General features: G+C 70.4%; 15 protein-coding genes and 1 pseudogene. 10 read left to right on the forward strand and 6 right to left on the reverse strand.

The features are described from left to right. Positions 1 to 65: 65 nt before the first annotated feature. From Aut01nite_RS00635 to Aut01nite_RS00655, 5 genes are all read right to left on the reverse strand, one after another. A complete protein-coding gene (locus Aut01nite_RS00635; protein ID WP_052163944.1) occupies positions 66 to 1,976 on the reverse strand; it encodes an EAL domain-containing protein in 1,911 nt (636 codons plus the stop codon). After that, on the reverse strand, positions 1,963 to 2,586 hold the full coding sequence (locus Aut01nite_RS00640) for an RNA polymerase sigma factor (RefSeq protein WP_236642797.1): 624 nt from the start codon (positions 2,584 to 2,586) through the stop codon (positions 1,963 to 1,965). Before Aut01nite_RS00640 ends, Aut01nite_RS00635 begins: the two co-directional genes overlap by 14 nt. Continuing rightward, complete coding sequence (locus Aut01nite_RS00645; protein WP_236642798.1) at positions 2,583 to 2,867, reverse strand: hypothetical protein; 285 nt, start codon at positions 2,865 to 2,867, stop codon at positions 2,583 to 2,585. The genes Aut01nite_RS00640 and Aut01nite_RS00645 overlap by 4 nt, the downstream gene beginning before the upstream one ends. 301 nt (positions 2,868 to 3,168) lie before the next feature. Further along, a complete protein-coding gene (locus tag Aut01nite_RS00650; RefSeq protein WP_052163946.1) occupies positions 3,169 to 4,506 on the reverse strand; it encodes an FAD-binding oxidoreductase in 1,338 nt (445 codons plus the stop codon). Between the two features lie 95 nt (positions 4,507 to 4,601). Next, entirely contained in the window at positions 4,602 to 5,858 is a 1,257-nt protein-coding gene (locus Aut01nite_RS00655) for a PP2C family protein-serine/threonine phosphatase (protein WP_043527044.1), read from the reverse strand. A 260-nt stretch (positions 5,859 to 6,118) separates the two neighbouring features. Here Aut01nite_RS00655 and cspE point away from each other — a divergent pair, with 260 nt between their 5' ends. From cspE to Aut01nite_RS00685, 7 genes and pseudogenes are all read left to right on the forward strand, one after another. Beyond that, entirely contained in the window at positions 6,119 to 6,322 is a 204-nt protein-coding gene (cspE, locus tag Aut01nite_RS00660) for a transcription antiterminator/RNA stability regulator CspE (protein WP_014447834.1), read from the forward strand. 124 nt (positions 6,323 to 6,446) lie between these two features. Continuing rightward, positions 6,447 to 6,728, forward strand: a complete 282-nt coding sequence (locus tag Aut01nite_RS00665; RefSeq protein ID WP_043527047.1) for a hypothetical protein — start codon at positions 6,447 to 6,449, stop codon at positions 6,726 to 6,728. Between the two features lie 41 nt (positions 6,729 to 6,769). Further along, a complete protein-coding gene (locus Aut01nite_RS00670) occupies positions 6,770 to 7,420 on the forward strand; it encodes a hypothetical protein (RefSeq protein ID WP_204037384.1) in 651 nt (216 codons plus the stop codon). A 20-nt stretch (positions 7,421 to 7,440) separates the two neighbouring features. Next, positions 7,441 to 7,587 (forward strand): annotated as a pseudogene (locus Aut01nite_RS44705) (MmyB family transcriptional regulator); the annotation flags it as partial. A 184-nt stretch (positions 7,588 to 7,771) separates the two neighbouring features. Next, positions 7,772 to 8,059, forward strand: a complete 288-nt coding sequence (locus Aut01nite_RS00675) for a hypothetical protein (RefSeq protein WP_043527139.1) — start codon at positions 7,772 to 7,774, stop codon at positions 8,057 to 8,059. Then, complete coding sequence (locus Aut01nite_RS00680) at positions 8,056 to 9,456, forward strand: hypothetical protein (protein WP_083999260.1); 1,401 nt, start codon at positions 8,056 to 8,058, stop codon at positions 9,454 to 9,456. Before Aut01nite_RS00675 ends, Aut01nite_RS00680 begins: the two co-directional genes overlap by 4 nt. Further along, positions 9,440 to 10,018 carry a hypothetical protein gene (locus Aut01nite_RS00685; protein ID WP_043527050.1) on the forward strand — a complete coding sequence of 193 codons (579 nt, stop codon included), beginning with the start codon at positions 9,440 to 9,442 and terminating at the stop codon, positions 10,016 to 10,018. Before Aut01nite_RS00680 ends, Aut01nite_RS00685 begins: the two co-directional genes overlap by 17 nt. A 3-nt stretch (positions 10,019 to 10,021) precedes the next feature. Here the strand turns inward: Aut01nite_RS00685 and Aut01nite_RS00690 are convergent, their stop codons facing one another. Then, entirely contained in the window at positions 10,022 to 10,720 is a 699-nt protein-coding gene (locus Aut01nite_RS00690) for a VHL beta domain-containing protein (protein ID WP_152628819.1), read from the reverse strand. 590 nt (positions 10,721 to 11,310) lie between these two features. Between Aut01nite_RS00690 and Aut01nite_RS00695 the strand changes: the two genes are divergently transcribed. The 3 genes from Aut01nite_RS00695 to Aut01nite_RS00705 all read left to right on the forward strand — a co-directional run bounded on the left by Aut01nite_RS00695 (position 11,311) and on the right by Aut01nite_RS00705 (position 13,497). Further along, positions 11,311 to 11,859 carry a hypothetical protein gene (locus Aut01nite_RS00695; protein ID WP_052163947.1) on the forward strand — a complete coding sequence of 183 codons (549 nt, stop codon included), beginning with the start codon at positions 11,311 to 11,313 and terminating at the stop codon, positions 11,857 to 11,859. 67 nt (positions 11,860 to 11,926) lie between these two features. After that, positions 11,927 to 12,820, forward strand: a complete 894-nt coding sequence (locus tag Aut01nite_RS00700) for an SDR family NAD(P)-dependent oxidoreductase (protein ID WP_236642800.1) — start codon at positions 11,927 to 11,929, stop codon at positions 12,818 to 12,820. Positions 12,821 to 12,894: 74 nt separating this feature from the next. Next, positions 12,895 to 13,497 carry a TetR/AcrR family transcriptional regulator gene (locus tag Aut01nite_RS00705; protein ID WP_043527053.1) on the forward strand — a complete coding sequence of 201 codons (603 nt, stop codon included), beginning with the start codon at positions 12,895 to 12,897 and terminating at the stop codon, positions 13,495 to 13,497. Positions 13,498 to 13,639 lie beyond the last annotated feature (142 nt).

A 13,639-nucleotide genomic window follows, 5' to 3' on the forward strand; every position in this document is an offset into this window, starting at 1 on the left:
ACGGCGAAGCGTCAGGAACGACCTTCGCCCGGTCGAGGCCGTCGACCGGGCTGAGGAAGCGCTGCTCACCCCAGGGCCGTACGCGGTTCCGGTAGCCACAGTTCCATCTCGATCGTGTTCTCCGGCGCCTGGAGGCTCGCCGCGAACGGGACCGGCCGGCCGAGTCGGTAGCCCTGCGCGAAGTCCACTCCGTACTCGCGCAGCAAGTCGATCGTCCGCTGATCCGGGACGCATTCGGCGGCGACACGGATGCCGAGGGCGTGGCACAGTTCCACGAGTTTGGAGACGAGGGCCTGGTCCGGCGGCGACTGGCTCAGGTCGACGACGAAGACGCCGTCGATCTTGACCAGGTCCACCGGCAGGTGCTTGAGGTAGGCGAGGGCGGCGTACCCGGTGCCGAAGTCGTCGAGCGCGAGTTGGCAGCCGATCTCACGGATGCCCGTGGCGAACGCCAGGGCCTCGTTGCGGTTCTCGATCAGCGCGGTCTCGGTGATCTCGAACGTCAGGCACTCGGGATCCACCTGGTGCCGGTGGATCGCCTCGGTCACGAAGGCGAGCAGGCCGGGGTCGGCGAGGGACTTCCCGGAAAGGTTGATCTGGTAGTGGGATGTCTGCGCGCCTTGGCCGATCAGCTCGAGGGCGTGGTCGACGACCCACTTGTCCACAGCGAGGATCTCACCGAAACGCTCAGCGACATCGAGGAACCCCCACGGGGCGACCGGGTCGCCGGTATGTCCCCGTACCCGGAGCAGGATCTCGTGCCGGGTGATCTGGTTGAGGCCGAGGTCGACGATGGGCTGGGCGTAGAGCAGGAACGAGTTGGCCGCCACCGCTCGCTGGACCCGCGTTCGGCAGCGGGCCGCCCGTTCCCGGCTCTGCTCCGGCCGGCGCATGACATTGACGGCGTCGCCTCTGCGGCGTGCCTCTCGAGCCGCGTCCTCGGCATCGACCAGCAGCTCGAATCCGGTGGCGGTCGCACCGGCGCCGAAGCGGACGATGCCGGCCCAGGCGTTGAGGCGCAGGGCGGTCTCCTGAGCGGTGAACAGGTGGCGGCGCAGTCGCTCGACGATCCGTGCCACGAGCGATTCGGCCGGCGCCGTGCCGTCCCACGGCGAGGTGATGAGCACACCCCAGAGGCCGGGTCCGACGATGCCGCAGGGCACGTCCGTTCCGGCCGCGATGCGCAGCAGGGCAGCGATGTCGGAGTTCAGCCGGTCGTTGGCCTCGTCGGTGACGGCGCCGACAAGGCGGGTGGCGGGTTGGGTCGCCACGACGACGAGAGCACCGTCGGTCGTACGCCTCGCCCTGTCGATCTCCTCGGTGAAGTAACCGCGTGTCGGCAGGCCGGTCAGGAAGTCCCGTGCGGCGAGATCGGCGCGCATCATCTCGTTGCGGGTGGCGAGTCGACGACGTTCCTGGCGAGCCAGCTCCAGGGCGGTGACGTCCTCGCCGGTGGCGGCGATGCCCGACGGGACCCCGGCCGTCGTCAGGATCTCGATGTGGCAGTGCACGTAGCGGATACTGCCGCCCGGGTGGACGACCCGGAAGGTGACCTCGCCGGGACGCTGCTGCGCCCACGCCGTCTCCACGGCGTCGCGAACCGTCGCGACGTCGCCCGGATGCACCAGCTCAGCCAGCGTCTCCACCGGCGTCAGGTGCAGCATCCCCGGCGCGTATCCGAAGATCATGGCCATTTCGTCGGACCATGCGAGGAGGTCGGCGCCGCCACCCGCACCCGTGGTCCAGGTGATGGTGCCCCGCTTCGCCAGTTGTGCGGCCCGCGCGATCCGGGTCACTTCGTCGACTCGGCCGGTGAGCGGGTCGGTGGGGTCGGTGTCGACGAGAATCGGGTAGCCCTCGGCGAGTGAGAGGTCGTACTCGGCCTGGACTCTCCGGGCCAGTCGCCGGGCACGCGCGAGCTCCAGCGGACTCGGCTGATGGGTCCCGGCCAGCTGCAGGATGTCATCGAGGTCCATGAGCACCTCCTGGACGCCGGCCGGTGTCCGGGTGCACGAACCCGGCGGCTTCGGCGAGCTGCCGCAGCCTGCTCTTGGCCGCGGCCTTGTAGCTGCGGACACTGATGTCGGCCAGGCCGAGGAGGCGGGCGATGTCCTCGTTGGAGAAGCCCTCACGGTCCATCTGGAACACTTCCGCGTGCCGCGGCGGCAGCTGGTGCAGCCAGCCGCGCAGGAGGTCCTGGGCCTCCCATGCGTCGGCGGGGCCGGGTTGCGGCACGGGCGGCAGATTCTCGGGCGCTCCCGCCGCTTCCCGCTGACGCCTGCTCTGCTCGTTGAGAATCTTGTTCCGCGCGACGATCACGATCCAGCCCGCCGGTTCGACGTAGTCCCTGATCTTCGGCCACTGCACCCTGCCCTGCAGGTAGGCCTCGTGCAGGGCGTCCTCGACCAGTTCCCGGTCGAAGCACCACGCGCGCAGGCCTCGTTCCACGATGTGGTAGCTGTTCTCGGTGAAGACGAGGAACTCCTCGGCGTACATCGCCTGGAGACGCGCCTCCTCCGCCTTCGCCGCCTCGTGCTCGTCAGCAGGCTCCGGCATCAGGGCCGCGGAGCCGTTCGTCACGCTCACGCCGCCTCCTCACCGTCGTTGCCGAGCAGCGGCTCCCGGCCGCCGAACTCCACTTCGCGGTGCCCGTCACGGTCACGCTCCACGATGCGAACGACGCCACGGTGCCGCTCCGCGAGCCCCATCAGCCCCGTGGCACGGGCGGCGACCCGTGCGGAGGCTTCGCGCTCGGCGTGCAACCGCGTCCGGTGGGCGAGATAAGCCCGAATCAGTCCCGCCAGCACCCCCGCCGCCACCACCATGGCGATGATCAGCGCTCCGTAGTCGGATGGTGGTCCCGCCATCACTTCGCTCATTGCATCCCCCAGTCGGTACCAGCTTGGCGATTGACTGTCCGTGAGGGAACCCGAATGTAGATGGCACACTGTCCACATTCTTCACCATGATCGTTGATCAAGCTTTTCATCGGCTCATACGCCTGAAAGTAGTGCCTGACACACAGAGTGCGAGCACAGAGATCAAACAACCGTACGAACCCGAACGGCTACGCTGTGTACAGTGCGGCCTGGGATCGGGGCTCATGACGGCACCTCGACAAAAGGTGACTATCGGTGAGATCTACCGAGGCGCGAGCGGACGCGGCGGTCAGTCGACGAGGGCGGGGACGGCCGAGAACACGTTGTCGGGGTCGTACCGTCGCTTGAGGGTCAGCAGACGGCCGAGGTTCGGGCCGTAGGAATCCCGGGCCCGCTCGTCCTCCGCGGGGCCCAGCAGGTTCGGGTAGCCGCCGGGCAGCGCGCCCTCGTCGAGCGCCGCCGCCACCGTGTCGGCCCACCCCGCGCAACGGTCCGCCTTCTGGCCGGGCGGCCACACCGCGATGATCTCCGCCACCTGATGCGGGGTGCGCAGCGCGAACGCTGTCGCCGCGGGATCGACCCGGGCCGCCGCGCCGTGGAACCTGTTGACGATCAGCGCCGAGTACGGCGACGGCAGCGCCTCCGCGCCGGCCATGAGGGCCCGCACGACAGCGGGGTCGACCGTGCGGAACCAGCGGCTGCGCAGCAGGTAGTGGTTGCGGTCGGAGACGTTGCCGTCGAACATGGCGAGAGCCGACGGGTACGGCATCGGGCCGACCTGATCGACCACCGGATGACCCAGCGACCGCAGCCGCGTCACCCAGCGCTCCCCCGCGGACAGGTCGGTGCCGCAGTAGAACGGGCAGAGGAACGGTGTCGCCCGCCCGTCCGGGCCGGGCAGGAACCCGGTCATCACGGTCAGCTCGTCCGGGGCGTCGGCCACCACCTCGGCGTACCCGGACAGCACCGCGGCCGCCTCCGCCGGCGGGAACATGAGCATGCCGGCGAGGATGAGCGGAAGCTCGTACAGGCGGAAACGCATTCGGGTGACCACCCCGAAGTTGCCGCCCCCGCCGCGCAGCGCCCACAAGAGATCGGGTCCCGCCGTCACGGTGCTGCCGTCGGCGAGGATCACCTCCGCACCGAGCAGGTTGTCCAGAGCCAGACCGGCACTGCCGATCAGCGCGCCGTACCCACCGGCGGAGGTGAGCCCGGCCAGCCCGACCGAACTGACCACCCCGGTCGCGGCGGCCAGACCGCGCGGGGTCGCGGCGGCCAGCAGGTCGGCGGTGAGCGCGCCGCCCTGGACGGTCGCCTCCCGCGCGGCCGGGTCGACACGCACACCGCGCATCCGGGTCAGATCGACGACCAGGCCGCCGTCACGGATGGCCCGGCCGGCCCAGTCGTGCCCGCCGACGCGTACCGACAGAGGCAGACCGGCGTCCCGCGCCGCGCCGACCGCACGTGCCACCTCCGTCGCGTCGGCGCAGACCGCGACCATCGCCGGCCGGCGATCCACGTCGGCGTTCCAGACCCGCCGGGCGGCGGGATAGTCGTCGTCCCGCGGCGTCAGCAGACGCTTGCCGAGGTACGGGCGCAGCAGGTCGGCAGCGGTTTCGGCGCGCATGGCGGGCTCCTGCGGAGACGAGGCTATGGCCCGGCGACCGTACCCCCGACGGCAGGTGAGACGCCGTCACCAATACGACTTCTTCATCGGTGTGGTCAGCGGCAGTCGGCGGAGGTGGCGGCGGACACGTCGGCGCCCCCGTCACTGCGACGAGGCCGGCCGTGGTGGCCGTGCCAGTCGATGATCAGCAGGGTGGCGTCGTCCTCGAGAGTGGGCCCGGCCACGGCGAGGACCCCGTCGGCCAGGGCCCGTACGGCCTCGCGCGGATGCAGGGCGTGCAGTCCCCGGAGGCGGGCCGTCAGGTCGAGGGCGGCGGCCCGGCGTTCGTGCATGCCGTCGGTGACGATCACCAGCCGGTCGCCGGGCCGCAGCGTGACCGCGCCCCCACGGGCCCTCCGGCCGGGGAACATGCCGAGAGCGAGGCTGCGGGGCAGGGCCAGCTCCCGGGGGCTGCCGTCGCGGATCAGGATGGGCGGCACGTGCCCGGCGTTGACCATGTCGCATGTCCCGGTGTTCAGGTCGAGGCGGCCGAGGACGGCGGTCAGGAACGCCCCGCGGACCGGGGCGTGCTCGGCGATCGCGGCGCCGGCCCGGTCGGCCTGTTCGGTGAGGCTGTGCCCGGCCCGGCGGGAGTTGCGCAGGCTCCCCACGCCGAGGGTGGCGATCAGGGCGCTGGTCACGCCGTGGCCCATGGCGTCGGTGACGCTGAAATGCAGGGTGTCGCGGGCCAGGCTGTAGTCGAAGGTGTCCCCGCCGATGCTCGCCGACGGTTCCAGCCAGCCGGACAGGGTGAACGAGCCGCCTTCGCAGGTGAAGGCGGCCGGCAGCAGCCGGCGCTGGATCTCGGCGGAGAGGCTGAACGGGGTGGTGCGCTGTCCCCACTCGAACAGGTCGGTGTGGCGGCGGTTGGCGATCACCACGAACGCCAGCGCATGAGCGGTCCGTACGATCTCGGCCAGCGCCTGCGGTGTCGGCTCCGCGGGCATCGTTATCTCCAGCAGGCCGATCACCTCCCCGCGTTCGGTGACCGGGGCCAGGACGGTCCAGGTCGTGTCGCCGCTCACCACCTGGACGGTCTGGGTGCGGAGCGCCTCCTCCTGAGGGCCGCCGTCGAAGGGGACCACTGTCGCGACCTCGCCGCCGTCCCGCCGGCCGTTCGCCGCACTGTCGAACGGGACGTGCGCGAGCCGGACCAGGGCCCGGCCGCTGAGGTCGGTGATGAGGAAGGAGATGGTGCGGGCGTGCAGGGCGGCGCCGAGTTCCCTGGTCACGGCCTCGACAGCGTTCACGGGCGTCGCGTCCTCGGCCGCCGCCAGCATCCCGGACAGCGCCACTTCGACCGACGGATCCATACCGGGCAGCATACGAAATCGCGGGTGTGGCCTCGCGACACCGACCGGGTACCCGACCACTGTCGGGACGGCCGGCCGATCACGTGCTATGTTGGTCCCGTTGCAGTTTTGATTTCCGTAGACGTTTTCGGGCGCCTGATGGGTTTGTCAAACCATCCAGGCGCTTTTTCGTTTTTCGTGTCGTTTCGACGCGGGTGATCAACGCGGCGGCATATGAGTCCGCACAGTGCGGTCTCGGAACGGCCTGCGAAGGAGCAGACATGACTACTGGCACCGTGAAGTGGTTCAACGCCGACAAGGGTTTCGGCTTCATCAGCCCGGACGACGGCGGCGCTGACGTCTTCGCCCACTTCTCCGCGATCGCGACGAGCGGCTACCGCAGTCTCGAGGAGAACCAGAAGGTCGAGTTCGACATCACCCAGGGCCAGAAGGGCCCGCAGGCGGAGAACATCCGCCCGCTCTGATGGACGCGCGCCGAACGGCCGTCCGCTGATCTCAGCGGACTGCCGTTCGGCGTTACCCACGCCGCCGCCAGGCTCGACAGCCGCAGCCACGGTCACACCGTGCGGCACCCTGGAGGAGATCACCATGACAACCACCTATTCGGGTCCCGCGAAGCTGATCCTGATCGACGGCGCATGCATCTCGGGCATGGCCTCGCTCAGCACCAACCAGCGTGGCGGGATCAACGGCTGGGGCGGCACGTTCCGTCCCGACGAGATCACGACGGACCTTCGCAACGCGGGCGAAGGGCTGCAGCTGGAACTGCCCTATGATCGCGTCGGAGCGGTCGCGGTCACCGGCATGCGCAAGCTTCTCGCCACGCAGCTGCTGATGTCCTTGAAGGGCGACGGCCCCGTGCCGTTCTGATGCGGCGCGAGTCGAGCATTCCGCTCTCACCACGTTCATCGATGTGGCGCGATGTCTTCGTTCCCGGCCACATGGTGGCCAGCGACGGATTCACTGCCGAGGTCGGTGGCATGGTCGAGATGCCTCTGTCGCTGTACTGCCGGTACCGCACCCGGCTGAGCGCAGATGACGACCGCCGGCCGGCGGCGAGTTCCATCCCCGGTGATCACCGGCACCCGGAGACCCGCAGCGTCCATGACCTCGTCGGCCGGGCTGTCGCCATGGAGAGCACCGTCTGGACCGCCGGGTGGATGCTCGACGTCGACGGGCTCGGCATCTATGTCAGCGAGGCGGACACCGGGCCGTCGCCCGGTTCGTCGGCCTTCGAGGTGTACCGGGAAGCCGGCTCGGATCCGGCCGCGCCCGTTCCCGAGCCGGGCACGTGGACGCGTGTGCGTGGCCAGCTCAGCATCGCTGAACCGTACGAGACCGGGGCCTACGAACCCGAGGCGGAACTGCTGCGCCACGCCGTACGGACATGGCTCGTCCACCGCATCGTCCGTCTGGACGGCAGATCCGGCAGCGGCGGTCTCCCCCAGGGGCGAGGCGAGGACGTCACGGTCGTCCAGCACACCGGCCTCCGCTACAGCGCCGCCTGGAGCACCCTCGGCTACCTCCTCGACCTGGAACACGCCGACCACGAAGGACCATGATCGCCTTCTGAAGCGGTGACATCGTCCGTGGCCGGCGCCTCCGACAGCGTCCTGGACGCCCTGGCACGCGCACCGGGGTCAAGCAGTTCCGCCACCCGGTCGTCGGCGAGTTCGGCCTGAATTTCGAGACGATGCAGCTGACGGCCGACCCCGGCCTGTCGATGACCCTGCTCAGCGCCCCGGGGATCCGCAGCCGGCGATGCCGTGCGGCTGTTGGCGAGTTGGCCCGCGCCCAGGCTCCGGCGTCCTCCGAGCCCCGGTCACGCCGTCACCGCCCGGATCGGTGCAGCGGCCTCTGCGGATCTTTAGTACCGTGCCGGATGGCCGATGTGGAGGGTGGCGATCACGGACGTGAGCGGATTCGAGCTTCAGATCGGTCAGCTGCGGCGTGCCGCCGAGGCGGCGGGATCCGCGGCGGACCAGGCCCGGACGGTGCACCCGGGCGCCGGCCTGGGGGCGATCGCGACGGCGTTGCCGGGTGGGGTGGCGGCGACCGGCGCGCCCGCGCTGGCGTCGGTGTTCGACGAGCGTGCGGGGAAGTGGGCCGGCGACATCGACCGGTGGAGCGCATCGGTCGTGGCGGCCGCGACGGACTACTCCGCCAGTGACGACGCCGCGAAGAAGGCGTTCGGCGGATGACGGCGGGTTACGACGACGTCCGCAGGTGGAACGCCGGGCCGTTGGATTCGCTGGCCACCGATCTGCGTGCCCGGCAGGACGAGCTCGTCGGGCTGCAGGACGAGCTCGACGATGCGGGACGGTTGCCGGACTGGCACGGGCCCGCGGGTGAGAGCGCCCGCCGTTCGCTGGCCGGCACCCGTGAGGAGGCGGAGATCCTGGTCGCGGAGCTGTCCGCCGTCGAACGGGCTCTGCACACCGCGGCCGACGACGTGCTGGCGCTGACCCGGCGGGTCGCCGACAACGACTCCCTCGCCGGCACCTATCAGTTCCACATCACCGGCAGCGGTGCGATCGTGGACCACAAGCCCGCCGACCCGCCGCCGACGTCCCGGTTCGAGGCTGAGGAACGCATCGAGGCGCACCGTCACCGCGAAGGTGTCAGGGCCCGGCTGGAGCAGGAGACCGCGGCGATCCTCACCGCGGCGAACCGCATCGACACCTCCTTGGCCCGGGTGCTGCAACTCGCCCGGGACCGCAAGATCAGCGACCATGAGGCGACCACCCTGGCCGGCGCCAGGAAGGGCGGCGCGATCGACGCCGGGGTGGTCGAGATGGAGCAGGCGCTGCGCGACGCCGGCCTGCTGACCGGGCCCGCCCCGACCGGTTTCTACCGGCAGTGGCTGGAGAACGCGGTGCGCCGGGGCGTGCCGGTCGAGACGATCACGACGATCGCCGCCGATCATCACGTCACGCCGGAGGCTTTCACGGTCCTCGACGGGATGGAGGAGATCCGCGAGGACGAGGACGGCGACGGGATCTTCAAGTCGTACTTCCTGATGCCCACCGACGTCAGCGGGGACGACGCGGCCCAGGCGGTGCGGATGACCTACCTGCTGAACGCGGGCACCGACTACGGCGCCGGAGGCGAGAAGACCGATTTCACCCCGACGCCGTACGGGTCGGGCGAACTGCAGCGGATCATCGACCGGCAGAAGGCGAACTCCTGGAGCTACGACGAGGATGTGGGGTTCGTCCACGGCAACGGCGGGCGGCTGGTGACCACACCGAACGGCATGATGATGGGCCTGGGCGGCAACATCGTGCAGGACCCGTTCAGCCAGAAGGGCGGGACGGCGTGGGGCGACACGTTCATGGTCAACATCGACGACCCGGACGACGCCGCGCAGCAGCTCCGCACGATGGTGACGTCGGGCCACGCCTGGTACTCCGGCGACGACGGCCCCCACCAGGGAAGACTCGACCTGGATCGGCTGCTGCACCACGAGGAGCGCCACTCCGGGCAGTGGGCGCGTGAGGGCCATGCCGGCTACATCTCCTCCTACCTGTGGGAGCAGATCACCGGTGGCAACGAGACCGAGGAAGACGCGGGGCTTTCCGATGGCGGATATCACTAGAGGGGTACGCGCCGCCTGCGCCGCCCTGCTCGTGGCGACGGCGGCCGCGGCCTGCGACACCGAGGCGCCGTTCGCGCCACCGCTGCCGGTGGCGGCCGGGTTCCGGGTCGACGACGGCGTCCTGAGACTGTGGACGGGCACCCCGTGCCAGGGCGTCATCCGCCTGCGGCTGGTCTTCGACGTCGGCACCGCGGAGAGCGCGGAGCAGGTGTGGACGGCGCCGCAGCCGGGCGTGCCGGTGGAGCGCATGGACCTGCTGACCGCCGGCGGGGGTTCCGCTCCGGACACCGGCGGGCCTCTCCGGGTGGAGACACCACTGCCCGCGGCGTACGACTGGACCAAGGCCGCATGGATCAACTTCTCCGTCGACGGGCCGCAGGCGTACGGGGCCCGGGTGGACGTCGCCGAGGTGCTGCGCGAGTCTGCGGAGCATCCGCCGGAGAGCTACCTGTTCGGTCAGAGCGGCTGGATGAGCCCGGCGGACGTGCGGCGCGAGAACCAGCGATCGTTCCTGACCGTCTGCGCCCCGGTCACGGCTGCCTCGGCGCCGCCGACGAGGTGAGAGTCAGGTGATCGTCGCCTGGGCGGGCCGGCTCGCGGGCAGGACGATGGTCAGGGCGCGGCCCGTCAGGTCGGTGATCACCCACGGGTGGCTGACGAACGTCGGCTGCCGGCGTGAGGCGCCGCTGCCGAGGACCGCATAACGCTCCCTGGTCCCCTGGTAGTCGAGCCAGTAGAGGACGACGGGTTCGTCGCGGCCGTTGACGAATTGGATCGCGGTGCCGTGGTCGTGGACGAGGGACCGCACCTCGCCTTCCTGCTGTGCCGGGACGACGGTGACGTGGACCGTGGCGGACGGGCTCGGCCGGGTTCCGAGCGTCGCGGCGGCGGACAGTCGCTGCAACGGCTCCGGCGGGCGTGTGGTGGCCGCGGCGTCCACCGAGGGGGTCGCGGACCCGGCGGTGGGCCCGGCGGGCCGGCTAGGCTCCGGCACGGCGGGTGATGCCGCATCGGCGCGGAACTCGGCCGGACGGGCGCCGGGCTGCAGCAGGATCGTGACGACCAGGAGGGACGCGGCGCCGGTGAGGCCCATGGCGACCAGCCGGCGCCGCGACGACCGGAGGACCCGGCGCCGGGGCTCCGCCGGCCCGCCGACGGTTTCCGGCTCCCGGGCGGCGACCGCCGGCTCGCGGTGAGCCGGCACGACCGGGCCGGTCCGGTGGCGCAGTCCCGGGCGGGGCTTCGTGTCCGGTATGTCGGGCACCCATCGGCCGATACGCAGCCCGGGATCACGCGTGGAATCGTCGGCGGGCGTCACGATGCGTACTCGAACAAGATGGACCTCGGGTCGATGTCAGCGGACGGGCTCTGCATTAAGTCACACGGTCGACAGAATCGTCAACGGGGGTATCTCGTGGATTGTCGCCGACCGCGACGAAAAGGCCGCGAAGTTCGTTTTGATCGATTCAAACGAACGGCCTTCCCCACCATACTCCGAACCGATGCCCATTCTCTGTCACGCACACCACGGCATGCCTGCCGACGGCGTTGATCCGGAGTCCTGCCCACCGCGTTATTCCTGTTGGTGGGGCTGACAGCAGCGACAACCGCCGTTCCGCGCCCCCGTTCGCCGAGGTCACCCGACCGGGGCACGACGACCTTTCCGCACACGATCCGGGAGCCACGACAGTGAAGCCGAGGACCGACACCCGCGACAGTGACGAAACCGTCGGTTCGCAACGCGCGGGAACGCGTACATCGCATATCAAAAAGAAAGCTTCATTTAACGCGACAGATATTCGTGACGTGGTTTTCAGTCCGGCGACTTACCGTCGGCGCGGCTATGACGGCGACGTGGTCGACGCATTCCTGTCCGCGGCGCACGCGGAATTCGCCCGCCTGCAGGCGGAGAACCGGACGATGCGGGAGCGACTGCGGCCGGACGGTCCCTCGGTGGACGACCTCGCTGAGCGACTCGAGCGGCTCACCTCGGAACTGACGGCGAGCGAGCGGCGCCGTCGCGACCTCCGGGCGGAGCCGGCCCACGCCCGGGCCGCGCCACCGGCCACGGCGCCGGGAGAGTTCGTCGCCATCGCGCAGCAGTTCGCCGACTCCTACGTCGGTGATGCCGCGCGCGAGGCCGGCGCGCTGCGGAACACCGCCCGCGGCACAGCGGACCGGATCCTCAGCGAGGCCCACCTGCCGGCCTCGACCATCGACAGTGACGCGCGGGCAGGCCATCACGAGGCGATCGGCAGACTCTCGGGCGACCGGGCCGCCGCGCTGGTGGAGATCGAGCGACTCAACGAGCAGGTGGACGTCCTCCACGATGCGCTCCGGGTGCGGATGACGCGGGAGGTGCCCCGGATCCCTCCCGCTCCGGACGCTGGGCAGCAGCCCTGACACTGGCTTTTCGCGACAGAACGTCGTAATGTTTACGACAGGTAGTCGCATAAAGGAGTATGACGTCGTGACGAAGCAGGCAAGGAACACGGGTACAGGCGGCGAGACCCAGAAGCTGGTCGTCGTCACCGGAGCCTCCACGGGCATGGGCGCGGCAGCCGCCCGCGAACTGGCTCGCCGGGGATTCCACGTGCTGGCCGGGGTGCGACGCGATCGCGACGGCGACGCCATCCGGGCGGCCGGCATCGAACCGGTCATCCTCGACATCACCGAGTCCGAGCACGTGAGCGCACTCGCCGCCCGGGTCGCCGCGGACCCCCGCGAGTTGCACGCGCTCGTCAACAACGCCGGCATCCAGGTGAACGGGCCGGTCGAAGCCTTGCCCCTGGAGCAGTGGCGGTGGGTGTTCGAAGTCAACCTGTTCGGCCACATCGCCGTCACGCAGGCACTCCTGCCGGCCCTGTTGCGCGGTAGGGGCCGAGTGATCAACATCAGCTCGATCGGTGGCCGGGCCGCCATGGCCACCTACGGCGCGTACGCCGGCGCGAAATTCGCCCTGGAAGCGGTCAGCGACTCGTTGCGCCGGGAGGTCGCGCCGCTGGGCGTACGCGTGGTCGTGGTCGAGCCCGGCGGCGTCCGCACGGAGATGGCCGCCCGCGGGGTCGCGGCGGCGAACGACGTGGCCGCGCGGATGACACCGGAACAGGCCGAGCGCTACGGCGGTCTGGTCCAGGCGAACAACGCCTTGATGACCTCGGGCACCGCATCGGGCCTGACCGCCGATGCCGCCGCCCGGGTCATCGTGAAGGCCGTGACGACCCGCAGGCCGCGCGCCCGCTACACCGCCGGCCGGGACGCCGCCATGATCATCCCCCTGACCCGGATACTGTCCGACCGCACGCTCGACCGGATTCTCGCCGCCAACCTGCGCCGCCATTACCCGAAGCAAGCCACCGCGTAGTCACCGACCGCCCTTGCGCGCCAGGGCACGACACGCCCGGCGGGCACGGAACCCCATCGAAGGAGGATGATCGGATGCCGCGTATCCGGGGAGTCAACCTCGAGGAGCACCACGAACTGGTGTGGGCCGACCTCGCCGAGGCGATACGGCAATTGCTGCTCGAACGCGACTACGACTCGATCAACATGGGCCACATCGCCGCCCGGGCCGGCCTCGCGCGCAACACCCTGTACAACTATGCGCCCGACAAGAGCACCCTGGTCATGGCGTTGACCGAGCGTAGAGGCCGGCCCACGGTCGAGCGGGTGACCGCCATCGCCGCGCGTTCCGCGGAGCCGGCAGCGCAGCGCATGCTGAAGATCATCCAGGAGGTGTTGGCGGCGTTCACGGACCCGGCCATGCACTTGATGTTCCGGCCGGGCACCCGCATGCCGGCCGCCGACGGGCCCCGGAAACCGGACAACCCGTTCCACGCCATCGTGGTCGGAGTGGAACACGTCGTCCGGGACGGGATTGCGCGCGGCGAATTCCGCGACGTCGGCGACCCGCACCTCACCGTGGAACTGCTGTCCGGTGTCATGCGCGCCGGCGCGGAACGTATCGGCCGGGATCCGGCCGCCTTCGCGGTCACGGTCCGCGCCGCACAAGAGATGATCCTCGCCTCCCTGGCCGCTTAGCCAGACGGTCGAGGTGATCGCGACAGCAGCATCAGATCGGCCCCCGGAAGCATGTGCACCACCGATCGTGTTCGCGGGCGGGCCGACGACGCCACCATCCTGGCCGGGCTCGTCGCCCCCACCACGGTCAGGCCGATCAGGT

It is taken from the genome of Actinoplanes utahensis, from assembly GCF_016862455.1.
GTDB classification, from domain to species: Bacteria; Actinomycetota; Actinomycetes; order Mycobacteriales; family Micromonosporaceae; genus Actinoplanes; species Actinoplanes utahensis.